The sequence below is a fragment of the Streptomyces sp. NPDC026673 genome (assembly GCF_040638135.1).
Classification (GTDB): Bacteria; Actinomycetota; Actinomycetes; order Streptomycetales; family Streptomycetaceae; genus Actinacidiphila.
Window position 1 is genome coordinate 43,919 of the sequence record NZ_JBEZXR010000004.1, and the last position, 26,135, is coordinate 70,053.

22 protein-coding genes are annotated in these 26,135 nt (G+C 71.1%); 13 read left to right on the plus strand and 9 right to left on the minus strand.

The window, feature by feature from the left end:
* Nucleotides 1-356 precede the first annotated feature (356 nt).
* The 3 genes from AB0F62_RS04655 (at nt 357) to AB0F62_RS04665 (ending at nt 4,097) form a co-directional block, all read left to right on the plus strand.
* A complete protein-coding gene (locus AB0F62_RS04655; RefSeq protein WP_361792143.1) occupies nt 357-479 on the plus strand; it encodes a hypothetical protein in 123 nt (40 codons plus the stop codon).
* A 430-nt stretch (nt 480-909) separates the two neighbouring features.
* The gene (locus AB0F62_RS04660) at nt 910-3,228 is read left to right on the plus strand and encodes an AAA family ATPase (protein ID WP_361792145.1); all 2,319 of its coding nucleotides are present in this window, start codon (nt 910-912) and stop codon (nt 3,226-3,228) included.
* A gap of 80 nt (nt 3,229-3,308) precedes the next feature.
* Nucleotides 3,309-4,097 (plus strand): alpha/beta hydrolase, encoded by a 789-nt coding sequence (locus tag AB0F62_RS04665; protein WP_361792147.1) that lies wholly within the window; start codon nt 3,309-3,311, stop codon nt 4,095-4,097.
* A gap of 91 nt (nt 4,098-4,188) precedes the next feature.
* On the opposite strand, the gene AB0F62_RS04670 is transcribed toward AB0F62_RS04665, so the two are convergent.
* Nucleotides 4,189-4,578, minus strand: a complete 390-nt coding sequence (locus AB0F62_RS04670; RefSeq protein ID WP_361792149.1) for a hypothetical protein — start codon at nt 4,576-4,578, stop codon at nt 4,189-4,191.
* 163 nt (nt 4,579-4,741) lie between these two features.
* Entirely contained in the window at nt 4,742-4,915 is a 174-nt protein-coding gene (locus AB0F62_RS04675; protein WP_361792151.1) for a hypothetical protein, read from the minus strand.
* A gap of 344 nt (nt 4,916-5,259) precedes the next feature.
* Between AB0F62_RS04675 and AB0F62_RS04680 the strand changes: the two genes are divergently transcribed.
* Nucleotides 5,260-5,856: a hypothetical protein gene (locus tag AB0F62_RS04680; RefSeq protein ID WP_361792153.1), complete on the plus strand. Its 597-nt coding sequence runs from the start codon at nt 5,260-5,262 to the stop codon at nt 5,854-5,856.
* Between the two features lie 86 nt (nt 5,857-5,942).
* On the opposite strand, the gene AB0F62_RS04685 is transcribed toward AB0F62_RS04680, so the two are convergent.
* The gene (locus tag AB0F62_RS04685) at nt 5,943-6,425 is read right to left on the minus strand and encodes a hypothetical protein (RefSeq protein ID WP_361792155.1); all 483 of its coding nucleotides are present in this window, start codon (nt 6,423-6,425) and stop codon (nt 5,943-5,945) included.
* 456 nt (nt 6,426-6,881) lie between these two features.
* Between AB0F62_RS04685 and AB0F62_RS04690 the strand changes: the two genes are divergently transcribed.
* The 3 genes from AB0F62_RS04690 (at nt 6,882) to AB0F62_RS04700 (ending at nt 12,588) form a co-directional block, all read left to right on the plus strand.
* Entirely contained in the window at nt 6,882-7,526 is a 645-nt protein-coding gene (locus tag AB0F62_RS04690) for an RraA family protein (protein WP_361792157.1), read from the plus strand.
* Nucleotides 7,527-7,764: 238 nt separating this feature from the next.
* The gene (locus AB0F62_RS04695) at nt 7,765-8,490 is read left to right on the plus strand and encodes a flavodoxin family protein (protein WP_361792159.1); all 726 of its coding nucleotides are present in this window, start codon (nt 7,765-7,767) and stop codon (nt 8,488-8,490) included.
* Nucleotides 8,491-9,183: 693 nt separating this feature from the next.
* Nucleotides 9,184-12,588, plus strand: coding sequence for a S8 family serine peptidase (locus AB0F62_RS04700; RefSeq protein WP_361792161.1), 3,405 nt, complete (start codon nt 9,184-9,186; stop codon nt 12,586-12,588).
* Nucleotides 12,589-12,729: 141 nt separating this feature from the next.
* Here AB0F62_RS04700 and AB0F62_RS04705 read toward each other — a convergent pair whose 3' ends face one another.
* Nucleotides 12,730-13,221: an FBP domain-containing protein gene (locus AB0F62_RS04705; protein ID WP_361792163.1), complete on the minus strand. Its 492-nt coding sequence runs from the start codon at nt 13,219-13,221 to the stop codon at nt 12,730-12,732.
* 71 nt (nt 13,222-13,292) lie between these two features.
* Here AB0F62_RS04705 and AB0F62_RS04710 point away from each other — a divergent pair, with 71 nt between their 5' ends.
* Both AB0F62_RS04710 and AB0F62_RS04715 read left to right on the plus strand, forming a co-directional pair.
* Nucleotides 13,293-13,862, plus strand: coding sequence for a WHG domain-containing protein (locus AB0F62_RS04710; protein ID WP_361792165.1), 570 nt, complete (start codon nt 13,293-13,295; stop codon nt 13,860-13,862).
* A 182-nt stretch (nt 13,863-14,044) separates the two neighbouring features.
* Entirely contained in the window at nt 14,045-14,482 is a 438-nt protein-coding gene (locus tag AB0F62_RS04715; protein ID WP_361792167.1) for a GNAT family N-acetyltransferase, read from the plus strand.
* Between the two features lie 225 nt (nt 14,483-14,707).
* On the opposite strand, the gene AB0F62_RS04720 is transcribed toward AB0F62_RS04715, so the two are convergent.
* From AB0F62_RS04720 to AB0F62_RS04735, 4 genes are all read right to left on the minus strand, one after another.
* Nucleotides 14,708-15,697 carry an NAD(P)-dependent alcohol dehydrogenase gene (locus AB0F62_RS04720; protein WP_361792169.1) on the minus strand — a complete coding sequence of 330 codons (990 nt, stop codon included), beginning with the start codon at nt 15,695-15,697 and terminating at the stop codon, nt 14,708-14,710.
* A gap of 316 nt (nt 15,698-16,013) precedes the next feature.
* A complete protein-coding gene (locus tag AB0F62_RS04725; RefSeq protein ID WP_361792171.1) occupies nt 16,014-16,700 on the minus strand; it encodes a TetR/AcrR family transcriptional regulator C-terminal domain-containing protein in 687 nt (228 codons plus the stop codon).
* A gap of 373 nt (nt 16,701-17,073) precedes the next feature.
* Nucleotides 17,074-17,826 carry an SDR family oxidoreductase gene (locus AB0F62_RS04730; RefSeq protein WP_361792173.1) on the minus strand — a complete coding sequence of 251 codons (753 nt, stop codon included), beginning with the start codon at nt 17,824-17,826 and terminating at the stop codon, nt 17,074-17,076.
* Nucleotides 17,827-18,044: 218 nt separating this feature from the next.
* A complete protein-coding gene (locus tag AB0F62_RS04735) occupies nt 18,045-19,343 on the minus strand; it encodes an epoxide hydrolase family protein (protein ID WP_361792175.1) in 1,299 nt (432 codons plus the stop codon).
* 675 nt (nt 19,344-20,018) lie between these two features.
* On the opposite strand from AB0F62_RS04735, the gene AB0F62_RS04740 reads away from it, so the two are divergent.
* The 3 genes from AB0F62_RS04740 (at nt 20,019) to AB0F62_RS04750 (ending at nt 22,897) form a co-directional block, all read left to right on the plus strand.
* On the plus strand, nt 20,019-20,441 hold the full coding sequence (locus tag AB0F62_RS04740) for a hypothetical protein (protein ID WP_361792177.1): 423 nt from the start codon (nt 20,019-20,021) through the stop codon (nt 20,439-20,441).
* Nucleotides 20,442-20,815: 374 nt separating this feature from the next.
* Entirely contained in the window at nt 20,816-22,258 is a 1,443-nt protein-coding gene (gndA, locus tag AB0F62_RS04745) for an NADP-dependent phosphogluconate dehydrogenase (RefSeq protein WP_361792179.1), read from the plus strand.
* Between the two features lie 105 nt (nt 22,259-22,363).
* On the plus strand, nt 22,364-22,897 hold the full coding sequence (locus AB0F62_RS04750) for a GNAT family N-acetyltransferase (protein ID WP_361792181.1): 534 nt from the start codon (nt 22,364-22,366) through the stop codon (nt 22,895-22,897).
* A gap of 204 nt (nt 22,898-23,101) precedes the next feature.
* On the opposite strand, the gene AB0F62_RS04755 is transcribed toward AB0F62_RS04750, so the two are convergent.
* Nucleotides 23,102-23,989, minus strand: coding sequence for a DUF3626 domain-containing protein (locus AB0F62_RS04755; protein ID WP_361792183.1), 888 nt, complete (start codon nt 23,987-23,989; stop codon nt 23,102-23,104).
* Nucleotides 23,990-24,428: 439 nt separating this feature from the next.
* On the opposite strand from AB0F62_RS04755, the gene AB0F62_RS04760 reads away from it, so the two are divergent.
* The gene (locus AB0F62_RS04760; protein WP_361792185.1) at nt 24,429-25,748 is read left to right on the plus strand and encodes an epoxide hydrolase family protein; all 1,320 of its coding nucleotides are present in this window, start codon (nt 24,429-24,431) and stop codon (nt 25,746-25,748) included.
* Nucleotides 25,749-26,135: the final 387 nt, after the last annotated feature.

Consider the following 26,135-nt stretch of genomic DNA (forward strand, 5'->3'; position numbering starts at 1 on the left):
GGTGAGGAGTTGGTTTCGCTGTGCGGCACGTCTCCGGTCCGGCCTTCAGGGGGCGGAGTCGTGGTCACTCGGCACGTCGGCAGGGAGGTCCGGCCCCCTGAGGCCGAAACTCATTAACCAACTTGGAGCGATGTTCGTAAGTTAGTAACCAAACCCAGGGTGGTCAACATCCCGACCGGTGCGGGCATCCGGACGGTTCGGTCGCCGACCGCGGGACCCCCTACTCCGCCCGGCGCGCGCACCGCTACGACCTGACGCCCCGTCGGCTCCGGGCACGGGGGTCACCCCTCCGTGGCCGAAGGGCGCGGGTGAGGGCGGGAATCCATGCGTCGTACGAGACGATCCGGATCACCCGGATGTGCCATCAGCGGTTCCCGCTCGCGGAGATGGTCACGCACCGCTTCTCGCTCGAGCAGGCGCAGGACGCCCTTGACGCGGTGGGACGCGGCGAGCCGCTCAAGGCCGTGATCGTGCCGTAGCGGGGCGGTTCGCCGCCTCGGCGCGAACCGGGCGCGAACCGGGCGCGACCCGCCCGCTGTCCCGGTGTGACGACCCGGGACGGCGGGCGGTGGCGTGGACCGGTACGGGTACCGGACGTGTGCGGGACGTGTGCGGGACGTGTGCGGGACGTGTGCGGGACGTGTGCGGGACGTGTGCGGACGGTCGTCGAGGCCGGTGGGACATCCCCTTCGATCGCCTGCCGGTGATCACGAGGAGTGGGCCCGGGTGCCCCGAACGCGGACAGAGGCGCGACGCGGGGCACCGCCGCCGCCGTCGGTGCCGGGCCCCGGCCGCCGGGAGGAGCGCCCGCCGCCGCCCACGGCCCCGGCGGGGCTCGGCGTGGGGGCACCCCGACGGCCCGGGCAGGCTCCACGCGGGCCACGACTCGCCATCCGGTTAGGCTGGTGCGTGTCCCTCATCGGCCGTGACCGGGAGCTCTACGCGCTCGGGGTCCTCCTCGACCGGCTGCGCGCCGGGGTCGGCGAGCGCGTGGTGGTCACCGGACCTCCGGGGGCGGGCAAGTCCGCTCTCCTGGCCGCAGCCGCGGGGCTCGCCGCCGAACGCGGGATCCGCGTCGAGCACATCGGCGGCCGCGCACCCTCCGTACCCCCCGCTCGGCCGCACGCACCGGGTGACCCCGTGCTGCTGCTGTCCGACGCGGGCACCGCCGAGGGTCCCGGCCCCGAGGATCCCGGCCCCGGGCATCCCGGTTCCGAGGCCCCCGATGCCGGGGAGCCACCCGGGCCGCGCGCGCTCCTGGTCGCCGCGCGGGAGCACACCGGAGACGGCACCGAGGTGAGGCTGGGCGGACTGTCGGGCGCCGAGTTCGCCGCACTCGTGCCCGGCCTGCCGCCCGATGCCGTCCACGCCCTGTGGCTGGCCTCCGGTGGGCTGCCCGGTCCGGCGCTCTCCTTGTCCGAGCGGCTCCGGGGCCTGGACGGGGACGCCGACCCGGTCGCACACCTCGCGCTGGTGGCCCCCTCCCGGGCCCAGTTCCTCGAACTCGACCTCGGGCTCCTACGGCTGCTGGAGGCGGCCGCCGAGCGGCCTCTCACCCCGGCGGTCCGCGCCCGCGTCCTGGCGCGTCTCGCACGCGAGCTGCTGGCCGACACCACGGCCGCGGCGCGCCGCCGCGATCTGGCGGACACGGCACTCGCCATGGCCCGCGCGTCCGGCGACGCGGGCACGGTCGCCGAGGTCCTGGACAGCCGGCTGCACGCGCTGTGGGACCCGGCCGCCACCACCGAACGACTGACCACGGCGGAGGAGATCGTCGCACTGTCGCGCCGGGCGGGCGACGCGGCGGCCGAGTGCCGCGGCCTGTTCTGGCGTTTCGTGGCGCTCGCCGAAGAGGGGGACCTGGCGGCGGCCGAGGTGGCGCTCGGCGTGTACGCCCGCGCCGCGGAACAGGCCGGGCACACCGAGGCCCCCGTGGTGGCGCTCGCCCGGCAGGCGGTACTCGCCACCATCCGCGGCCGGTTCGACGAAGCCGAGGAACTGGCGGACCAGGTGCTGGTCGCCGGCCGCAAGGCGGGCGTGAGCGACACCGAGCGGCTGGCCGGTTCGGTGCGCCATCAGCTGGCCGTCGTACGAGGCCGCACCGAGCCCGCCGTCGCACCCTGGCAGACCATGGCCCGCAGGCTGCCCGGCCACTTCTTCGAGGCCACGGCCGCCCGCGCGATGCTGGAGTCCGGACGCGACTTCGAGGCCGGTCTGGAACTGGAACGGCTGCTGCCGGCGGTCCTCACCGGCACCGGCCCTCGCTGGATCGGCGCGCTGGCCGACCTCGCGGCCGTCGCCTCGCGCACCGGCGGCCCGGCGGCCGCCACCGACCTCTACGACACGCTGCTGCCCTACCGGGGACGGCTGGTGGTGTGGGGCGGCGCCAACACCGTCACCGGCCCCGTCGACGACTACCTGGGCCGTCTCGCGGCACGCCTGGACCGGACGGAGGCGGCTCTCGGCCACCTGGACGCGGCCGCGGAGCTGTCCCGTCGGCTCGGCGCCCTCCCCTGGCTCGCGCGGACGCTGGCGGCCCGCGCGGAGGTCCTGCACCGGCGCGGCCGCACCGATGACCGGGAACGAGCGACGGAGGACGTCGCGCAGGCCCGGTCGATCGCCGAACGGCTCGGCATGAGCGGTCTCCTCGCCACCCTGCCACCGGCCGTTCCGCCGGTCGCGCCCGCCGGTCAGTGGCGCTGGGTGCTCGACGGGGCCGACTGGCGGCTGGAGGCCGACGAGGAGACGGCACGGGTGCCCGACGGGCGCGGCCCCCGCTATCTGCGCACGCTGCTTGCGGCGCCCGGCCGGGAGATTCCCGCCCTCGACCTGGTCGCGGGCGGCGCCGGGCTGGCCGTCCCGCCGGCCGATCCGCTGCTGGACGACGCGGCCCGCGCCGCGTACCGCCGACGGCTCACCACGCTCGAGGAACGCCTCGACGCCGCCGACCGGGCCGGTGACGTGGACGCCGCGGCGGCCGTCCAGGCGGAGCGCGGCGCCCTCCTCGCGGAGCTCCGGCGGGCCACCGGGGTCGCCGGCCGCCCCCGTACCCACGGCAACGAGGCCGAACGGGCCCGCGTCGGCGCGACGCGGGCGCTGTGGGGAACCGTCCGGCGCATCGAGGCCGCGGCGCCCCTCGCCGGGGCCCATCTGCGGGCGTCCCTGCGGACGGGCCGCCTCATGCGCTACCAGCCGGCCCCGGGCGGTCCCGGACGCTGGCAGGTGTGACGCCCGCCACGAACGATGTGTTCCCCTCGGTGTTACGCCTCCTGTGGTGCACGGCACGGACCCCAGGAAGGACACCTCACATGAGCACCGGCGGAGCACCCCTGACGTACGCGGGTCTGCGGGCGGAACGCCACGGCGAGCCGGACGGACGGCCCCCGCTCGTCCTGCTGCACGGACTCGGCTACGACCGTCACCGGTGGGGGCCGCTCCTGCGCGAACTGGAGTCCGCCGACCCGGGACGGAACGTCCTCGTCCTCGACCTGCCCGGACACGGGCAGTCGCCCCCGCTGGACCGGCACGGGCTGGACGACGTCGCCACGGCGGTGCACCAGGCGGTCACCGAGGCAGGTCTGACCCGGCCCGTCATGGTGGGGCACTCCATCAGCGGCGCCATCGTCACCGCCTACGCCGCGACCCGTCCGGTGCACGGCGTCGTCAACATCGACCAACCGCTGCGCGTCGGAGGCTTCGCGGACCTGCTGCAGCGCAACGCCCATGTGCTGCGCGGCCCCGACCACGGCACGATCTGGAACGCCCTCATCGGCCGCATGGGCATCGACACCCTGCCGCCCGAGGTCCGCGCCCTCGCCCGGCCCGACGCGGTTCCCGCGCGGGAACTGCTGCTCACCTACTGGGACGAGCTGCTGACGTCCCCGCCGGCCGCAGTGGAGGAGCGGAACGCCGAACGCCTGGAACGCATCGCGTCCCAGGGCACGCCCTACCTCTTCATCACCGGCGCGGAGCCCGCCCCGGAGTACCGCGGCTGGCTCCGCCGCGCCCTGCCCGACGTCGCGATCGCCGTCCTGCCCGGTGGCGGCCACTTCCCGCATCTCGCCCATCCCGCGGAGGTCGCCCGCCTCCTGACGTGAGTCGCTGTACGGTGCGCCGTCCCCCGCGCGCCCTGAGCGGCGGGACGGATCCCGTGGGAGGCAACGGACGTTGGGCAGAGGGTCCGGACTTCTACGAACGGCGCAGCAGTTCCTCGCACAGAGCGCGGATGCCCGGACTCCTCTGCGCCATGAGCTCGTCCGGGCCGGCGCCCCGGAGGAGGTCGGCGGGGGCCGCTTCGGCGTAGGTCTCGTAGACGACGACGGCGGGGTCGTCCCGGGCGGGCGTCCGCTCCCATCCACTGAGCAGCTCTTCCTGTCGTTCGTCCGGTCCGTCGACGATCAGGTTCCAGCGCATGCGGAGGTACCACTGGGCTTCGCTGACACAGTTGTTGAGCGGTGTGGCGCGGAGAATGGAGACATGGCCCTCGACGGTCACCGACCGTTCGTGGCCGTCGCCCGCCAACGACCAGGCGCCGGTCAACAGGAGTGCCGCGGCGGCCACACCGGCCCGTCGGCGCATGTCGTCCCCCTCCCCGCGGTCCTGAGACGTTCCGCCGGACCGGCGGGGATCATGATGGCACGATGTTCCGGTCGTCGTTCCGGAGGTCGGCGGGGCCCGGCCGGAGCGGGCCATCGTCGGTCACAGCGTCCCGACCGGGACGGGATTGCGCGCGGCTGCGGGCCTACCGAGGGATGCCACGTCGTTGGTGGGCGGCGACGGCGGTATAGGTGGTCGCCCCGAGAGCGACGACAGCCAGCGTCGCCGCGACGGCGGCCAGGAGCGTGGACGCCACGGTGTTCGCCTTGTAGGCGACGACGGACTGCAAGACCGCGCTGCAGGCGAAAAGCACTGCCACCGCTGTCACCACAAGGGGACCCGGTACGTCATTGCGTGGGCTGTCGAGGCGCATGAGCGGCCTCCTTTCCGAGGGTGCCGGCCACGACTGCGTCGTGCTGGACTTGCCTGTCACGCTAGGGCGATCGACGGACCGCGTCGCGTCCCGAAAGGTCGGGGCTTGACGCCAAGGGCGAAAAGTGCGGTGCGAGCCGTCACCCGGCCCGGGACCCCGCCGCGGGCACGGTATCGGCGTCGGTTCGCCGCGTGCGTGCTCGTCGTCGGCGGAATGGTTCGCCGGAAGGCCAAGACCGGTGCTGTCAGTGACAGCTCATAGGATGCGGTGGTTTTCGACGAGGAGGTTCCATGGGCTTTTCCGGTCACCTGGTCTTTGCGCGGAGCAAGCGCCCACTGCTGGAAGCACCGCTGTTCGGCGGCACCGATCCAGGGCTGGGGGACGACGTGCACGAGTGGCGGCCCCGACCGGGCGGCTGGCAGACCCTGCAGTTGAATCAAGGCGTCTGGGAGGACGAGCACCTGTTCGCCCTGGTCGAATGGACTGGTGCACCGGCTTGTGTCGCCGACGTCTCCGACAGCAGCGTCGCCCTCGTGACCGGCCTGGACACCAGCGGGCGGCGCTGGCAGGCGTGGCTCAACCTGGACAACGCCGCGGCTCTCCTCGTCGAAGAACCCGAGGACGTGGACGACGTGAGCCTGTGGGTGACCACCCCGGAGTTCGACGAGGCCATCAAGCGCAAGCGCGCGGAACTCGACGCGGAGGTGCCGGCCGACGCCGAAGGCGCTCTCGTGTGGGCCTCAGCGGCTGATGTCCAGACGGCAGCGCGGCAGTCTCGGATCGAGGAACTGCTCCGTGCACGGGAGACCTTCGTGGAGGAGTTGTTCGACGCGCTGCTGGATGAACTGGGCTTCCCGGAAGCCGTCCAGTCCTCACCGCAGCCATAAGAAGCGACGTCTTGCTCGCCTTGATCGGCACAGCCGCAGTGCTCATCTGTCGTCGTCGGCTCGTCCGTGTGAACGGGCAGGACCAGTCAGTGTGGGGTTCCGACGCTGCAGACCCAGACACGGAAGGGCATGGCCTCCGGTTCGGTCTCGGTCTGCTCCGCGTGGCTCTGGAGATCGTCCAGGCCCGACCAGGCGACGACGCCGGGCTCGCTGTCGCCCAGAGACCCCTCGACGACCGGACCGAGGTCGTCGGAAGCCACATGAGCACCGTTGAACGGCAACGCATCCGGGGGCACAGAACCTGTCGAGCACCGGAGCTGCCCGGCCTGCTCGTCGTGCCACACATAGAACGTCGCCACCCCGTGAAAGCCCAGCTCGCGCGTGCGTAACCGGATGGCGTAAGCAGTCCGTTCGAAGGCAGCCACCACCTCGGCGGCGGACAACGACCTCCTGTCCTCATCCGTCGCCTCCAGCGACCAGGTGTTGGTCTCCCACTCCACCTGCCGGTCAGCCGGCTCCAGCACCAGGGGCTCGTCCGCCACCTCAGCAATCCACGTCAACAGCACCACAGCAGTATCCCTGCAGAGCTCGGACTCCAAAGAACCACCAGAAGAAACGACTTCTGAATTCACCTCGCGCACAGCAACCATGTGGTCTCCACATGACCACTGCGACCCCCTGCCACTTACGGCAGCCCACCGCTGTGTCACTGAATGTCTCCCACCACGTGCTCAAGGGCGCTGTGCACGGCCGGCCCGAGCGCGAGCCCGGCCGTACCCGCTTCGCGCCTGATCCCGGGCACCGGTTGTGGCGGATGCCGAGCGGTCGCCGGAAATCCGTGTACCGCATACGGTCCAATCCTGCGGCCGAGATCGAGGTCTTTGGATTCTTCCCCGGTATGTCGAGGTATCCCTCCTGTGGCCGTCGGCAATAGCCCCGCAGCGGGGCTGAACCCGCCCGGAATCCACGCCGAAGGCGGCGCGGCGCGACCACGGACGGATTACGGGTGAGTCAGAAGGAGAATCATGAGCAGTCATGACGGCGCGGATCAGGCGGCCTGGGCGGCACGGTTGGGGTGTGCGGCGCTGGTGGATGCCATGGGCAGGCTCCACGGCCACCGCGCGCACATCCTCGCTCTGTCCAGCCCCGATCCCACCAGGCCGCTCTTCGGCCCGGCCGCCACCGTGGCCTTCCTGCCCCACCGGGACGACTTGCCCCAGTCGAAGACGGACTTCGGCGAATTCTTCTACCAGGCGGTCGGTGACGACCCGGGCGGGAAGGTTTTGGTCCTCTCCAGCGGGGGTTATCGAGACGCCTCACACGGCGGCGGCGTAAAACTGTCCCGTATCGCCCACCACGGGCTGGCCGGTGTCCTGGCGGACGGCAGACTGAGGGACTTCGCCGAACTGCGCGACCACGGGTTCGCGACCTGGTGCCGGGGAGAGGCGACACACTGGGGCGGCGACACCGTCATGCCGTACGCGGCCGGCGTCGCCGTGGAAGTCGCCGGTGTGTGCGTTGTTCCCGGTGATTACGTCTACGCCGACAGGACGGGAGCCGTGGTCATCCCGCACGCCAGTCTTGAGCGGGTGTTGCAGGAAGCGGACAGAGTCGAAGCCGAAGACGCCGATTTCGCTGCCCGGGTCGCGAGGGAACGCCCACCCGCGTAACAGCGCCAGGGCTCCCGGCCCGACGCCGGGGACACTCCAAAGGGCGGGATCGGAGGCACCGCCGAGCGACCATCCGGTGCCGTCAACGCGTACGGGTGGAGTCGCCTCGGGCCGGACCATGCCCGACCGGTCGGCATTCAGGTTGCCCGCGCATGGTGCGTGGGTGAACCTCGAGGACGAAAGGACCTCGTCCAGGAGCGGGCGGCCTTCGGACAGGACAAGCCGGGAGGAACACCTGATGACCGCACCCGTTGGGCAGAGGCCGCACTTCGACGGGCTCCGTGCGCTGTTCGTCAACGCGACGCTGAAGCGGTCGCCCGAGGTCAGCAACACCGAGGGACTCATCGACCTCAGTGCCGGCATCATGCGCGGGCACGGCGTCCACGTGGAGACGGTCCGCGCCGTCGACCACGACATCGCGACCGGCGTGTGGCCGGACATGACCGAACACGGATGGTCCAGTGACGCCTGGCCCGAACTGCTCGAGCGGGTCATGGCCTCCGACATCCTCGTGCTGTGCGGTCCCATCTGGCTCGGCGACAACAGTTCGGTGATGAAACGGGTCATCGAACGGCTCTACGGTTGCTCGAGCCTGCTCAACGACGCGGGCCAGTATGCCTACTACGGGCGCGTCGGCGGCTGCCTGATCACCGGTAACGAGGACGGGATCAAGCACTGCGCCATGAACGTTCTCTACAGTCTGCAGCATCTCGGGTACACGATTCCGCCGCAGGCCGATGCCGGATGGATCGGCGAGGCCGGACCCGGCCCCTCCTACCTCGACCCGGGCTCCGGCGGCCCGGAGAACGACTTCACCAACCGCAACACGACGTTCATGACCTACAACCTCCTGCATCTGGCGGGCATGCTCCGACGCGCCGGAGGAATCCCCGCCTACGGCAACCAGCGCACCGAGTGGGACGCCGGCTGCCGCCCCGACTTCCCCAACCCCGAGCACCGTTGACCCCCGCCCGCGGCCGGGCCGGCGATGGCGTCGGCCGCGCGGCATGTCGGCGCAGGCAGCCATGGGGGGCCTGTCCGGCGCAGCCGCCCTCGCCGGCCACGGGCCCGGCGAGCTGCCCGTCGGCTGCCCGTCGCCGACGGCAGTAGCGGAACCGCGCCGGTGAGCTGACGCCCGCGCGGTGTCGTCACCTCTTCCATGGCCTCGTGTCGAACCACGCGCCGCCGGGTCCCCGACCGGAGTCGGGACCAGGGTTCCCGCACCCATACCGTCGGCCTCGAAGCCGGTTCCCCCGCAGGCCGATCATTTCGTGCCGACAAGGGCCGCCCCTCACGGGCACCGTGGAACACGGTCGGCGAGGGACAGTTGACGTTCCGCCGGTCGCCTCGCACAACCGCGGGCACGGCCCCGGCGCCTCCGTCGGGGTGTCAGGGACCGCAGGGGTACGGGGCCTCAGATCTCCGGGGCGGGGGGTTTTCGTCCGGCACGGACCCCGTAACGCTAGGCAACCTTGATCAAATGTGGTTTTCTCATCGCTCGTGACCAAAGACTCGGTCTGGAGTTCGAGCCGATCGGGACAGCGGCACCCCCGACGCCGGGCTCCCGGACCGGGTAGCGGGTGTCCGGCGACCGCCGGGCCCCCAACTGTCCGCCGTCCGCGCACAGGTCTCCCGGGCGGCTCGAAGGTACTCATACATGCACATACACGTCCGATGGGCCCTGCTGCCGGCACTGGCCGGCCTCCTCGCGGGCGCCGTACCCGGCGCCGCACAAGCCTCGCCGGGCACCACCGCGGCCACACCGGGCCCGGCCGTCGCGTCGCCCGACGGCAGAGCGGTCCGCACCGTCACCCTGATCACCGGTGACAAGGTCACCGTCACCCGCGGCGCCAGTGGCACTCCCGGCGTCGGCGTGCGGCCCGGACCCGGCCGCACACGCATCGGGTTCGAGGTGTCGCACCAGTGGCACGGCGCCGACCACCACATCTCGGTGGTCCCGTCCGACGCACGGTCACTGTTGACCGCCGGCAAGCTCGACCCGCGCCTGTTCGACGTCACCGAGCAACTCGACGCCGGCTACGACGACGCCTCCAGTGACTCGCTGCGGCTCATCTACGCCAGCCGCAGCGGCAAGTCCGCCACCGCACGGGACGCGATCCGGCAGCACGGCGCCAGGATCACCCGGATCCTGGACGTCCTGCGCGGTGGCAGTCTCGCCCCGGCCAAGCGCGACGCCGGCGCGTTCTGGAAGTTCGTCAGCGGAACGCAGGGGCTCCGCGGCCCGCTGGACAAGGTGTGGCTCAACGGCGTCAGCCGGGTCGCGCTCGCCGAGAGCACCGGCATCATCGGCGCCCCCAAGGTCTGGGACAGCGTCGACTCCACCGGTGCGCACATCACCGGCAAGGACGTCGTCGTCGCCGACCTCGACACCGGCTACGACCCCACCCACCCCGATCTCACGGGCAAGGCCGCCGCCGGCCGGACCATGGACTTCACCGGCAGCGGCTCGGTGGTGGACGGCAACGGCCACGGCACCCACACCGCGTCCACCATCGCGGGCACCGGCGCGGCCTCGGCCGGCACCTACAAGGGCGTCGCCCCCGACGCCGAACTGCTGATCGGCAAGGTCTGCACCGACGACGGCTCCTGCCCCGACGACGCCGTCATCAACGGCATGACCTGGGCGTCGGAAGCGGGCGCCAAGGCCGTCAACCTCAGCCTGGGCGCGCCCCCGTACGCGCAGTCCGACCCGCTCACCGAGGCGGTCGAGAAGCTGACCGCCGAGAACGGCACCCTGTTCGTGATCGCGGCGGGCAACGAAGGCGCGCCGTCGGCCGACTACTTCGGCGGCACCGTGGGTTCCCCCGGCATCGCCGACTCCGCGCTCACCGTGGGCAGCACCACCAAGCAGGACACCCTCAGCACCTTCTCCAGCCGCGGCCCGCGGATCGGTGACTTCGCCGTGAAGCCCGACATCGTCGCCCCCGGCCAGGACATCACCGCGGCCCGCGCGGCGGGCACCACGATGGGCGACCCCGTCGGTCCCTCGTACGTCACCGCTTCCGGCACCTCGATGGCGACCCCGCACGTCACCGGGGCGGTGGCGCTGCTGGCCCAGCAGCACCCGGACTGGAAGGCCGCCGACTTCAAGTCGGCCCTGACCAGCGCCGCCAAGGGCCTGCCCGGGCTGACCGCCTACGACCAGGGCAGCGGCCGGCTGGACGTCGCCCGGGCCAGTGCGCAGACCATACGTGCCACGTCCGGCAGCATCAGCCTGGGCAAGGCCGACTTCCCGCACCCGGACGTCACCCGGACCGGCACCGTCACCTACACCAACGACGGCGCCACCGACGTCACGCTCCAACTGTCCGTCGACGCGTACGGGCCCAGGGGGCAGGCCGCACCCGTGGGGGCCTTCGCCCTGTCGGCCGGCACCCTGACCGTCCCGGCCGGCGGGACCGCGTCCGCCACCCTGACCGGCACGGTCGACGACGCGATGGCGGGCGCGTACGGCGGCTCGATCGTCGCGACCGCCGACAACGGCGCCGTCACGGTCCGCAGCGCCTTCGGCGTGTACGCCGAACCCCTCACCCACGACCTGTCGTTGACCGTCCTCGGTCTCGACGGGAAGCCCGTGGGCCCGGACACCTATGTCTCCGCCTTCGACATCCGCACCGGCCTGCAGTACAGCGTCCCCACCGACGCCGACGGCAAGGCGTCGATGCGACTGCCGCAGAGCGAGTACGACATCTCGGCGAACAAGTTCGACCCCGTGGCGCAGACCTCGGTCCTCTACTCCGAACCCGGCGTCGACCTCACCCGCGACACCCCGGTCCTCCTCGACGGCCGTACCGCGAAGCAGGTCAACCTCACCGTCGATCAGCGCAAGGCCCAGAACGACGGCATCTTCGCCAGCACGACGTCCATCAGCGCCGACGGCCGTTACGGCACCCAGAAGTTCGTGATGGGCTTCCCGGGCAGCCGGGTCTACGCCACCCCGACCGGCAAGGTGACCAGCCACCCGTTCTGGTTCCTGGCGACCCAGCGGTGGAGCGGCACGGTCCCCGAGAGCGCCGACAAGCCGGCCTGGAGCTACGCCTACAACCTGGCCGTCAACACCAAGGGCGGCATCCCCGCCACCCTGACCCGCGCGCTCCACGACGACAAGCTCGGCCGGGTCGAGGAGACCTACGCCGACCAGGGCGGCAAGCCGCTCGGGGTCCGGATCGACACGCCCGTCCCGACCTACGGCGCCATCACCTTCGTGGACGGCGGCCAGGTCCCGGTCCCCGGACGGCAGACCCGGTTCTACAGCGACGACCCCGCGATCGTCTGGGACCGTACCCTCGGCATGCGCGCGCAGGGCACCATGGGCTACGACGAGATCCAGTTCGCGGGCACCACGCGTTTCCGGCCGGGCGAGTCCACCACCCGCCGGTGGAACCAGGCGCCCCTGCGTGCCCGGTCGTTGGAAGCCCTGCGCCATGAGGATCAGCTCCTCCTCACCCCCGGCCTGTTCTCCACGGCCGCCGAGAACACCGCGACCCACTCCGGCGAGGCCCGGGACACCGCGGGGTCCTCGACCCTGTACCGCGACGGAGTGAAGATCGCGTCGCTGGACTCCCTGGGCCGGCTGCAGACCGCCGTTCCGTACGAGGCGGCCACCTACACCCTGACGTCGTCCGGCACCCGCAAGGTCGGCTGGTCGAACCTGGGCAGCAAGGCCTCCGCCACCTGGACCTTCACCTCCGGTCGCCCGTCCGGCCAGGGGCCGGCGGAACTGCCGCTGATGAACGTCCGGCTCGGCGGCCCGGTGAACACCTCCAGCGCCGTCGCGGGCGGACGTACGTATCTCTTCACCGTGACGGCCGAGCGCGGCGGCAAGGCGCCCACCACCTCGCTGGGGCTGCGGGTCTCCTTCGACGACGGCAAGAGCTGGAAGTCCGTCAAGGTCCGGCGCGTGGGCGACCGCGGCATCGCGAAGCTGGCGCTGCCCTCGGCCGGCGGTTACGCCTCGATCCGGCTCACGGCCGGGGACGCGTCGGGCAACAGCGTCGACCAGACCGTCATCCGCTCCTTCCGGGTGACCTCCGGGCGATAGGGCACCGCACCCCCTGGCGGCCTCCGCCGACGGCTTCCCGGCCGTCGGCGGAGGCCGCCCTCGCCGCTCCGGTTGCCACCAGGGGAACCGGCAGCGGCCCGAGGACGCGACAACGGCACGGGGGCCGCGCGGCCGGATGCCTCACCCCGTGACCTTGGCGAGGAACGCGGTGAGGTTGGCGACGGTCCGCTGGATCTTCTCCTCGAGGGTGAGCGTCTCGTGGAGCCGCGCTCCGACGCCCGCGTCCTTCTTGCCGCGCACGTACAGGGAGCACGCGAGGTCGTCGCACATGTAGGCGCCCACGGTGTTGCCCTGCTGCCCGGCCTTGCCGGCCCTCGCGGCGACCATCAGCGAGACGCCCCCGGAGTGGGTGGTCAGGCACATCGAGCACATGCTGAGCCGCGTCTGCCAGGAAGCGGAGCCCGACGAGCGCAGGGCGAGCGCCACCGGGCGGCCGTCCAGCTCGGTGACGAGGTAGGCCCGGTCGGGCGCCTGGGGGTCGCGCCAGCCGAGGAAGTCGAGGTCCTCCCAGGGCCGCTCGGCCAGGTCACGGGGCACGGACAGGCGTCTGGCCTCGCCCTTGGTGCAGTTCACGAACGCGGTACGGATCTCTTGCTCGGTCAACGGCTTCATGAGCGGCAGGCTAATTTGCCTAAAGCTATTAGGCAAATGCATACTGACTTTCGCTGGATAGGAGGAACGTTATGGTTCGAGTGGGGCTGACTCCGGAGCGCCTGACGCGGGCGGGGGCGGAACTGGCCGACGAGGTCGGCTTCGACCAGGTGACCGTCTCGGCGCTCGCCCGGCGGTTCGACGTCAAGGTCGCGAGCCTGTACTCGCACGTGAAGAGCTCCCAGGACCTCAAGACCCGGATCGCCCTGTTCGCACTGGAGGAACTCGCCGACCGGGTCGCCGCGGCACTGGCCGGGCGCGCGGGCAAGGACGCCCTGGTCGCCTTCGCCGACGCCTACCGCGACTACGCCCGCGAACACCCCGGCCGCTACGACGCCGCCCGGCTCAGGCTCGACCCGGAGACGGCGGCGGCAAGCGCCGGCGTCCGGCACGCACAGATGACGCGGGCGATCCTGCGCGGCTACGACCTGGCGGAGCCGGACCAGACGCACGCGGTCCGGATGCTCGGCAGCGTCTTCCACGGTTACGTCAGCCTGGAGATGGCCGGAGGCTTCAGCCACACCGCCGTCGACTCACAGGCGTCCTGGGCCTGGGTCCTGGATTCCCTCGACGCTCTGCTGCGGAATCGCTCCACGTCGTAACCGGGTTGGTCCGGGGTCCGGGAGACACACCGCGGAGCCCGTCCACCGTCTGGACCAGCAGGGGTGGCCTGCCGCCCGGCCGCTGCGAAGACTGGTCGCGGCAGCCCCCCGCGGGCCGCACCCCCGGGCACCGACGACGAAGTCCGGTGCCGTGACGCACGGAAGAGGGTCGGGACGGAATCATGAGCCTTGAGGTTGCCGTCGTCCGCGAGGCGGACGAGGAGATGGTCGAGGCGTTCGCCCGCCTTCTGCCCCAGTTGTCGAGCAGTGCCGTCCCGCTGGACCACGACTCGCTGCGGCGACTGCTCGCCGCCGACGCCAACACGGTGCTGGTGGCCCGGGTCGACGGCCGCGTCGTCGGGACGCTCACGCTGGTGATGTTCCCCCTGCCGACCGGGCTGCGGGCCTGGGTCGAGGACGTGGTGGTCGACGGGGCAGCCCGGGGCTACGGCGTCGGCGCCGCCCTCACCGAGGAAGCGCTACGCCTGGCGGACGCGGCGGGGGCCCGCACGGTCGACCTCACCTCGCGCCCGTCGCGGCAGGCGGCGAACCGCCTCTACGAGCGGCTCGGATTCCAGGTGCGGGACTCCCGGGTCTTCCGCTACGCCCTGCGGGAGTAGCAGCCGTACGGCCGGTGACGTGACAGTCACGCACCCCCGTTGCTCGTTGGTCCGGGGCACAGGGCGGGTGCGCATCGCCGCCGCCCCCTTTCCCTGGCGTCGAGAGGCTCGCGCCGGACTCCACGCCGACACCGCCACGGCGGCAACGCTGCTCACCGCCGTGACGCAGGCCGGCGCCCGCGTCACACCCCTACGGACGGCCATCGCGGACACTGCGGAATCGGGTCAGAGGACGGTGACCACTGCCTTGCCGCGGGCGTGGCCCCGCTCCACATGGCGCATGCCCTCGGCCGCATCCGCCAGCGGGTACGTCCGGTCGACCACGGGCGTGAGCCGACCGGCGTCGATCAGCTCGGTGACGGCGAGAAGGTCCTCATGGGTGGGTCCGGCCGGGGCCGCCGGGAGGATGACGCGGAGTCGCTGCCGGACGAACGCGTTGGCCGCGATCAGTCGCAGCATGGAGCCCACCGCCCCGACCATGCGGCCGGGCGCTCCGCCGCCGTTGGCCACCAGGGTGCCTGCCGGGGTGAGCGCGCCGCGCAGTCGCCCGAGCGAGTGGTTGCCGACGTTGTCCAGGATCAGGTCATAGCGCGTGCCCTCTTCGGTGAAGTCCCGCCGGGTGTAGTCGATGACGTGCGCGGCGCCCAAGGAGCGCGCCAGGTCCACGTTGCGGGTGCTGCACACCGCGGTGACCTCCGCGTCCAGGGCTGCGGCGATCTGCACGGCGAAGGCGCCCACGCCTCCGGCGGCCCCGTTGACGAGCACGCGTTGCCCGGCCTGCGCCCGGCCGACACCGCGGATGCCGCGCAGCGCGGTCACCGCCCCCATCGGCACGGCCGCGGCCTGCTCGAACGTCAACCCCTCGGGCTTGGGGACCAGCAAGTCCGGGGTCGTGCGGGCGTATTCGGCGAACGCCCCCGGGCAGAAGCCCAGCACCGCGTCGCCGGGCTCGAGGCCACGCACCTCGGCGCCGACCGCCTCCACCCGGCCGGCCGCGTCGATGCCCGCCACCAGGACCTTCGGCCGGCTGACCCCCATGCCTCCCATCAGCCGTGCGACATAGGGGTCGCCGCGCATCATGTGCCAGTCATAGGGGTTGAGGGCGGCCGCGTGCACCCGCACCAGCACCTGGCCGGGCCCGACCTCGGGCCGGTCGACGTCCTCCAGGCGCAGAATCTCCGGCGGGCCGAACCGCCTCTGAACGATCGCTTTCATGGAACCCCCCATCACGTCGTGAGCAGCGGTCACCATCCGCCCGCGCAGCCGCGGAAACCGCCGGCCGACCGGAGCGAGTACGGGTGGTGCGCGCCGTTATGCCCTTGTCACGCACGGTAGGTGTACGGCGTACACCCGTCAAGGGCAGGATGAGAATCCGTCAGGACGTAAAGGGAACCGACGGTCACGTCATCGCGGGGTGCGCCCGAAGCGGCGATCACGAGGGGAAGGTCGGGGACGAAGACCACGCCGGATTCCCACGGCGAGCCCAAGCGCCGCCCCAACAGGACTTACCGACAGCACATCTGTTGCCACGTCAGGCGGCTTCGCGGAGCCGCTCCAGTCCGTCCAGCATCAGATCCAAGGCGAACTCGAACTCCAGCTGGTCGTCGCAGCCGGCTCCGACGACCGACTGCTCGTCATGAGCCACCGCCATGGCCAGTTCGGTGAGATGCGGGTAGCGGGCGGCCATCTCCTCGGGCGGCATCGCATCCGGATCCGGCTCACGGCCCGCGGTGTCCTCGAACAGCTCCTCGGAGAAGCCGAGCAGACGACTGCCCATGACATGCATCGCGTGATGGACCAGGTCCACCGAGAACCCCCCGGCCCTGAAGATCCCGATCATGGAGTCCAGGTATGCGAGCACCGCAGGCGTCGGAGTCGTGCGTGCCTTCATCCGGGACTGGATGACCACCGAGGCCCACGGATGACGCAGCAGCATCCGGCGCGCCGACAGCACCCGTCGGCGCACCCCGTCCTTCCAGTCGATCCCGCCGACGGGCGGGTCGATCTCGCCGACGAGGACGTCGATCATGCCGTCCAGCAACTCGTCCTTGTTCGCCACGTGCTTGTACAGCGCCATCGGCACCACGCCGAGCTCCCCGGCGATCCTGCGCATGCTCAACGCGGCGATCCCGCCGTCATCGGCCAGAGCCACGGCGGCAACCAGAATCCGCGCCCTGCTCAACGGCACACGGGGCCGCGCCGCGGCATCGACCTGCATGGCGTTCTCCACCATCCCCCACTCGCAGCGAGGGCCCACACGGCTCCCCACCGACACCGGACACGACACACGATCACGCCCGGGCCACCGCTCACGCCCGCACGGGGCGCCGAGGGACCGGCCCCCGCGCCGTCCCCATCCTCCCCCACGCGCCCACCCGCCCGGCCACCCCCACCCGACCCGATACCGGCCTGCGTCGATCGCTGCGGGGCGTCAGCCGTCGGTCCGTCCGCACGGACGCCGGAAGCCGGACGCGGCACCCAGCGCCTGGCCCACCGGGCAGTTCTTCGTGGTGTGCTCCGGGGCGCGGGCGCGGAGTTCGGCGCCTGTCCGGGCGGAACGCCGAACTCCGGGCACGACCGCGGAGATGGGGTCAGGTGAGTTCGAGGCCGCCGTCCACGGTGAGGACCTGCCCGGTCATCCATGCGCTCCGCGGGTCGGCCATGCGCACGATCCACTCGGCCAGCTCCTCCGGTTCGCCGCGGCGCCCCATGGGGATGCGGGCCGCCTCCGCGGCCTTGACCTCGGCGACCTGATCCGGGGACAGGCCCCCGCTGGCCAGCGCCTCGCTCTCGGTGGGCCCCGGTGCGATCGCGTTGACGCGGATGCCGTCGGAGGCCAGTTCCAGGGCCCAGCTGCGCGTGAGGTGCTCGATGGCCGCCTTCGAAGCCCCGTAGTGGGAGGCGTGCGCCAGGGGCCGGTGGCCGAAGGTGCTGCTCAGGTTGATGATCGCCCCGCGCTGCTCCCGCAGGTGGGGCACGGCCGCGGCCGACAGCAGGCTCGGAGCCGTGACGTTGGTCGCCCAGATGCGCTCGATGCCTTCACTGGTCGCCTTCTCCAGATCCATGCCGGCGAACACGCCGGCGTTGTTCACCAGCACGTCCACCCGTCCCCACTCCTCGTGCGCTTTCCGGATGATGCCCTCGGGGGCGCCTTCGGCGCAGACGTCCGCCACGAACGCCTCGATACGGGGGTGCCGGCCGGCCGTCTGCCGCAGGGGTTCCACGCGTCGCCCCACGGCCAGGACGTGCGCTCCGGCCTCCGCGAACTTCACGGCGGACGCCGCTCCGATGCCCGAACCGGCACCCGTGACGATCACGACGCGGTCGATGAAATGGTCGTTCATGATTCACTCTCGATGGTTGATGTTCGACGTTCGATGAACTACGAACGTAACAGATGTATGCGAATGCCGCACGGAGCGACCCACTGTGAACACCGTCCGGGACCGCACAACGTCTCGGGCGGTGCGGAAGCCGGCGCCCCGGCGCCCGGACGGAGGGGTCACCGGCACGCGGGAACGGTCAACCCATCCACGATGGGACCGTCGAACCCCGAGGCCGATCAGCGGAACAGCCGACCGAACCTGCGCACTTCCTCCGCGAAGATCTTCGGCTGCTCGAATGCCGCGAAGTGCCCGCCCTTGCTCGCCTTGTTCCAGTAGACCAGGTTCGAGAACGCCTTTTCGGCCCAGGCGCGAGGCGGCGTGTAGAACTCCTTGGGGAACAGTGTGACACCCATGGGAACGTCGATCTTCACAGCGTTCATGGTGATGTCGGAGTTCTCCCAGTAGAAGCGCGCCGCGGACTCCGCCGTATTCGTCAGCCAGTACAAGGTGATGTCGTCCAGCATCTCGTCCAAGGTGAGGATCGACTCGGGATTCTTTCCGCTGTCGGTCCAGACTCCGAATTTCTCGTAGATCCAGGCGGCCTGACCGACAGGGGAATCGGCCAGAGAATAGGACACCGTCTGGGGCCTGGTCATCATTTCCAGCTGATAGCCGATCTCGCTCTTCTGCTGCGCGTTCAGCTGGCTCATCGCGACCCGCTCCTCGGGAGTCAGGTGGTTGAGATCCAGATCGGGGGGAACGATCTGGGGAAAATTCAAGTGGATGCCCAGCAACCCCTTGGGGCGCAGCACTCCCAGTTGGACATTGACCGCCGCACCCCAGTCCCCTCCCTGGGAAAGATAGTGATCGTAACCGAGGCGGGGCATGATCTGGGCCCAGGCCTTCGCCGTCCTCACGCGACCCCAGCCCAATGCGTCCGGCTGATCGGAGAAGCCGAAACCCGGAAGAGAGGGGGTGACCACGTGGAAGGCGTCCCGGGCGGATCCACCGAACTCGGTCGGGTGCGTCAGGCGGCGGATCACCTTGCGGAATTCCAGGATCGAGCCTGGCCAGCCGTGTGTGAGCATGATGGGCATCGCGTTGCGGTGCGGGGACCTGGCGTGCAGGAAGTGGATACCCACGCCGTCGATCACGGTGCGGTACTGGCCGAACCCGTTGAGCAGCGCCTCCACCCTGCGCCAGTCATAGTGCCGCTGCCAGTGGTTCACGAGGCGCTTGACCCGCCACAGCGGAGCTCCCTGGGTCCAGTCGTCGACGAGTTCCCCGTCCGGCCACCGCGTCATCTCCAACCGCCGTCGCAAATCCCGCAGCATGCCCTCCGGTACGTGCAGTCTCATGGGCACGACCGCTCCGTTCGCCGGCGTCGGCATGGACAGCCCTGCCGTCGCGGCGCCCGGTCCCGCGACAGCCTCGGCGACCCCGGATGTCATCGCCGACGCCGCGGTGCCCGCGCCCAGCGCGCCCATGGCGTACAGCAGTCGCCGACGGCTGAGATGTCCGGATTCACTCTTCATGCTCTACCAACTCCAGTAAGCCTGTTTCAACGCCGCGGGATTTCGGTGGAATGTTCCGCCTGACGCGTGCTCGGAGATTGCGGACCGAACGGAGATACGCCGGCCGGCGGCATGCGCCTCGCCGCCCGCACGGGGAGCCATACGCTTCAAGGAATGGTCGTATCGGCGCTTCGCCCGTAAGGGGATCGATTTTCCCGCACAGCACTTGCGGGCATGCGGTGCCATATCCCCCGGGGAGGGGACTCATTCGACGCGCGAATACCGGTGGTGAACTCAATCACCCATGTTCGCCAGCCATCGAACGTCACTTGCGACGATAACACCGGATCGCCGATCGGGGAATGTTGTGAAGGTGGCATAGCTCACGCACCACCATCCCCACCCTTGGTGACACCATGTGCGCACGACAGTGAGATCGCCGTCACTCGCGGCCGCAGCCTTCGGAACCAAGCCGGCCGTGTTACGTTGTTCGGCATACGTCGAACGGTTGTTTTCGCCGTACACACCGCGGAGTCCGCCGATGGCCGGACCGCGGGCCCGGGATCGGTCCGAACTCTCGCCCCGCCATGGGGCGGAGCGTCGTGAGAAACCACCTCGCGCGGCTTCCGACTGCCGATCCCCTGCCGGGAGTCACTCCCGGAGCACACCTCACCCCACAGCAGAAGGAGAAATCTCATGAGCGACATCACCGCGGAGATGCAGGAGTTCATCTCCCGTGTCGTGCACGACGGGAGCAACTACCGCATGGATGCCATGGAGGAGCTCTACACCGACGACATGGCGATACTCTTCCCGACCCAGGACGGAACGATCGCCGCGGCCCCGCGCAAGGAGGTCTTCGCGGAGTTCGCCGCTCGCGGCAGGGCAGGCGAGGCGCCCCTGTCCACGGAATACAAGATCCTGCACGCCGAGAACCAGGGGGACCACGCGACAGCGCTTCTCTACCGTCGCATGAGTGACGTCGCGGCCCCCTTCCTCTACGAACTGCGCCTGCAGCGCGGCGGCGCCTACGGCTGGCTTGTCGCCGGGGAGACCGTCACACCGTGGCCCGACCCGAAGACTGCCGGCGCCTTCCTGCCGCCGCGGCAATACGCCTGAGCACTTCTGTGGAGAGGGCCCGAACACGCTTCCCGAGTGCGGGTCGACGCATGGCGATCGCCTGCTCCGCGTGGGCGCCGCGGGGTCTGACTCCCGGCACCGCGGCCCTCTTCACATCGCCCGGGGGATGCGCTCACACGCTCGCGTTCGGCACCGGCTGTGACCGCCACCGGTCACCACGTGCGCCGGCGGCCGGCCACACTCTCCGGTCGGCCCCGATGCCCCGCGCCCGTGCCGGCACCGCGTGCCGGACGAGATGCGTGACGTCAACGACAACTCCCCGCAGGGCCCGTACCTGCCGCCGACCCGCGGCGGCCGATCGCCTCGCCCCGTACCACCGGCACACTCTCGAGTAGACACCTTAAGGACGACCCATGTCCCTCACCGCACACATCGGCGTCACCGGCCTCGCCGTCATGGGACGCAACCTCGCCCGGAATCTGGCCCGGCACGGCCACACCGTCGCCGTCCACAACCGCACCCCCGCCCGCACCCGGGCCCTGGTCACCGACTTCGGCCACGAGGGCACCTTCATCGCGGCGGACTCCGCGAAGGAGATGGTCGCCGCCCTGAAACGCCCCCGGCGCCTGATCATCATGGTGCAGGCCGGCCGGCCCACCGACGATGTGATCGCCGAGTACGCGCCGCTGCTCGACCCCGGCGACGTGATCGTCGACGGCGGCAACGCGCACTTCGCCGACACCCGCCGCCGCGAAGCCACCCTGCGAGAACGCGGCATCCACTTCCTCGGCACCGGCATCTCCGGCGGCGAGGAAGGCGCCCTGAACGGACCCAGCATCATGCCCGGCGGCTCCCGAGAGGCCTACCGGCTCCTGGCCCCCGTGCTCACCGACATCGCCGCCACCACCCCCGACGGCACCCCCGCCGTCGCCCACCTCGGACCCGACGGCGCCGGCCACTTCGTCAAGATGGTCCACAACGGCATCGAGTACGCCGACATGCAACTCATCGCCGAGGCCTACCACCTGCTCCGGCACGCCACCGGATGGGAACCCGCGCGGATCGCCGAGGTCTTCCGCCACTGGAACACCGGCCGCCTGAACTCCTACCTCATCGAGATCACCGCCGAAGTGCTCGCCCACCACGACCCCGACACCGGCCTGCCCTTCGTCGACGTCATCGCCGACGCCGCCGAGCAGAAGGGCACCGGACGCTGGACCGTGCAGACCGCCCTCGACCTCGGCATCCCCATCTCCGGCATCGCGGAAGCCGTCTTCGCCCGCTCCCTGTCCGGACACCACGCCCTGCGCGCCACCGGCGCCGCCCTGCCGGGCCCCACCCCCACCCTCCTCGGCGAACGCGACGCCGCACGCTTCACCGACCAGGTCGAACAGGCCCTGTACGCCTCCAAGGTCGTCTCCTACGCCCAGGGCCTCCACCAGATCCAGGCCGCCGCCGACACCTACGACTGGAACACCGACCTCGCCACCGTCGCCTCGGTGTGGCGCGCCGGCTGCATCATCCGCGCCGCCTTTCTCGACCGCGTCCGCGACGCCTACACCGCCGACCCCGCCCTTCCCAGCCTCCTGGCCGACCCCGGCTTCGCCCATGAGGTCGGCGACGCCCAACTGCCCTGGCGCCTGGTCGTCTCCCACGCCACCCGCGACGGCGTCCCCGTCCCCGCGTTCGCCGCCGCCCTCGCCCACTACGACACCCTGCGCACTCCCCGCCTGCCCGCGGCCCTCACCCAGGCCCAGCGCGACTACTTCGGCGCCCACACCTACCGCCGCACCGACCGCCCCGGCACCTACCACACCCGTTGGGACACCGACCGCACCGAGGAACCCACCGCCTGACACGGTGTCGCCGATCGGCGGGGACGGAGCCGCCGGACCGGAAGCCGCTGCCGCCATCGGCCCTCCGCGGCTCCCGCCCGGCAGGCGTGCGATACGTTGCACGCCATGACCGAGTTCGGCTCCGTCCCCTGGCCACCCGCCCCGATCAGGACCGAGCGACTCGTGCTCCGCGAGTCCCAGGCCCGGGACCGCTCGGCGTTCATCGAACTGTTCGCCTCGCCGGAGGTGGGCGCCTACATCGGTGGCCCTCGACCGCGTGAAGAGCTCGAGCACGCGGTGCCCGAGGTGCCCGGGCGACGCCCCGGCCGTTTCGTGGTCGATCTGGACGGAGTGATGATCGGCATGATCACGCTCGATCGGCGCGACGCGGACCGCCCGGGTCACGTCCGTCCGGATGCCGGGGAGGCCGAACTCGGCTACCTGTTCCTGCCCGTCGCGTGGGGACGCGGATACGCCGCCGAGGCGTGCGCGGCGGCACTCGGCTGGTTCGCCGAAGTGCTTCCCGGCGAGCCGGTGGTGCTCTGCACCCGGACGGCCAACGACCGCTCGATGCGCCTCGCCGCGAAGCTGGGGTTCACCGAAGTGGAGCGGTTCGAGGAGTACGGCGCCGAGCAGTGGTTCGGCGTCCGGTGCGCGTAGCGAGGGTCACGGAACGGCCGTGACCGTGGTCGCTCGCGACCGGCCGACGGCACCGCCCGCGACCGGTAGCCGTTCATCGTCGCGACCGCGATCCGGTGCTCACGCACCGGGGGCACCTCTCCCGCGCCCCTCCGCCGCATGCGGTGCATGCGGTGCACCACTCGGCGGACCGGGCCGACCAGGGCAGCGTGGTGAGGTCCGCCCCTACGAGATCCGCTGACCACGCGCGTTCCCGGGCGGCGGGCCCTCGGCCGGGGTCGGGGCGCCGAAGCGTGCCAGGCAATGCCAGACCTTCTTGAGCGCCTGCGCGTCGTAACGTCCCGTGCGAGCGGCCTTGCCGATGATCCATGGGTCAAGCCGTCCGTCGACCGCGATCTCGGCACCCAGGTCGACGTATTCCGGGCCGCGATAGCCGGGGTGCCGCCGCAGCCGCTCCACCGTCAGCCGGAATCCCGCGTGCCACTCCACCGGGCACGGGAGCAGGCGGGCCGCCTCCTCCACGCACGTACCCCGGTAGCTGGGATCCAGGACCAGGGCCTCGACATCCCGGTCGAATCTGACGGTCCCATGCACCTGGGCCTCGATGTGACCGTCCAGGGCGTCGAGACCGTCGGCCTCGGCCACGTCGATGAGACCGAATCGGGCGGCCACGGCAAAGGCCGTGGGCTCCGCCGAGCTGTCCGGATAGCAGAAGGTCGCGCGCCCGAGGGTGTCATCGGTGAGGCGGAAGTACGAGGAACCGAACCTGGGCGCCCCGCCGACGGGTGAGTCGCGGTAGTTCAGGGCGGCGTAGACCGGGCGCTCGTGAGCGCTGACGTGATCATATGCGCCGCCGAAAATGCGGCTCTCCCAGCGCCACCGGTCTCCGCCCGGATAGGCGGTCAATCCGCCGTTGCCGGTTCCGGTCGCGAACTGCGAGTAATACGCGCCGTCTTCCGCCATCCGGAGCAGAAGGAGCCGGTCGCCCGCCAGGCGGTCGGGGTGGAAGTTCATCGTGAGCTTGAGCCCGGGAGCCAGTGGGCAGCCGGACGACAGGGCCGCCACGTGCTCCAGGGCCGCGCGCTGAGGTGTATCAGGGGTGCCAGCGAACATCCTCGCAGTGTGCTGGAGCCACCTCGATCGGGGCATCCGATTTTGCCGGTCGGCGCGCGGCGCGCGGTGATCGTCAGGTCGGCGGGTGTCTTCCTCCGCGTTCGGCGGCACGTTCGCCTTCGGACGGCGGATGACCATCGCCGGGGAGCAATTCGGACCCGCGACCTGCTCCGGGAACGCCGAGCGGGCCGGTGGCGGGATCGCCGGGGCGGGCGGCAGGCGACGGCACGAACGGCATCGGGGTCCCGGGGACGGACCCCCGGTTGCGAGGTGATGGAACGTCACATAACGTCTCATTTCACTGCAATGCCTTACCCATGGACATCGGCACCGCCGGCTCGCGGAATTCCCGCCACGCATTCCGGCCGCCACCGATGAGGAATGTGCACGCGAACCGACGATTCCCTCCCGGAAAACACGGGACGACCGGAGATCTGCCATGCCCGATATTTCCCATCTGCTGTCCCGGCGCAAGCTCCTCCTCAGCTCCGGCGTCGCGATGACCGCGGCGACCACGGGGGCCTTCGGCGTGATCTCCCGGACACCGGAGGCGCCGGGCAAGGGGGAGGAAGCCGCGGGCATCCGTCCTTTCCGCGTCGACATCCCGGAAGCGGATCTCGCCGAGCTCCGCCGGCGTGTCAAGGCGACGCGGTGGCCCGACCGCGAGACCGTCCCCGACCAGTCCCAGGGAGTCCAGCTGGCGACGATGCAGGCGCTCGCGCGCTACTGGGGGAACGACTACGACTGGCGGAAGATCGAGGGGAAACTCAACTCCCTGCCGCAGTTCAAGACCAGGATCGACGGGCTCGACATCCACTTCATCCACGTCCGGTCCCGCCACCAGGACGCTCTGCCGATGATCCTGACCCACGGCTGGCCGGGCTCGGTCCTGGAATTCCTCAAGGTGATCGACCCGCTCACCAACCCCACCGCGCACGGCGGCCGCGCTCAGGACGCGTTCCACCTCGTCATCCCGTCGATGCCCGGTTACGGCTTCTCGGAGAGGCCCACCACCACCGGCTGGAACCCCAGCCGCATCGCGCGCGCCTGGGCCGTGCTGATGCAGCGTCTGGGGTACACGCGCTACGTATCCCAGGGCGGCGACTGGGGCGCGGTGGTCTCGGACAAGATGGCGGCGCAGAAGCCCCCCGGTCTGATCGGCATCCACGTCAACATGCCGGCGACCGTGCCACCGGACATCGCGAAGAAGCTCGCCTGCGGCGACCCGACCCCGCCCGGCCTGTCCCCCGACGAGAAGGCCGCCTACGACAAGCTGAACGCCTTCTACAAGACCGGCTCGGGCTACTCCGCGATGATGGTCACCCGCCCGCAGACCGAGGGATACGGGCTGACGGACTCCCCCGCCGGGCTCGCCGCCTGGATGTACGACAAGATCGCCGCCTGGACCGACAGCGACGGCGACCCGCAGCGGGTGCTCACCAAGGACGAGATCCTCAACGACATCAGCCTCTACTGGCTCACCAACACCGCGGTCTCCTCCTCCCGTCTGTACTGGGAGAACAACGCCAACAACTTCAACGCCGTGTCGATCTCCCTCCCCGCCGCCATCACCGTGTTCCCCGGCGAGATCTACCAAGCGCCGCTGAGCTGGGCCAAGCAGAGCTACCACGATCTCATCTACTACAACAAGGCACCCCGCGGCGGTCACTTCGCGGCCTGGGAAGTCCCGGACATCTTCACCAAGGAACTCCGGGCCGCGTTCTCCGCGCTGCGCAACCCCGGAACCCCCGGCAAGTAGCGGCGCTGGCCCTCACCCGGCCGGGGCGGGCGCGGTACCGGCCCGCCCCGGCCCTCGATCCGGGACCCGTCGCGCCCCGCCCTGCGGCACCCCGCTGCGACGGCGCCGGCCGGGCACGTCGCGGGCGTGCCCGGCCTCTGCCTGCCCCTCGGCGTGGCGGTGAACGGTCGCGTCGGCTCCTGCGGCGACGACACGTGGCGCCCGGGCCGACTGTCCGGGCGCCACTTCGGCTGCACCGCCCCAGCGGCGCCGGTCCGGCGCGACTCCGGCACCGCACGCGAGCATGCGCTCCGGCACCGGGGTCGTCGCATGCGGGACATCAGCCCATATCAACCGCTAATACCTTCAATGCCGGAACGTTATCACCTATTGCACATTTTCCGTTAT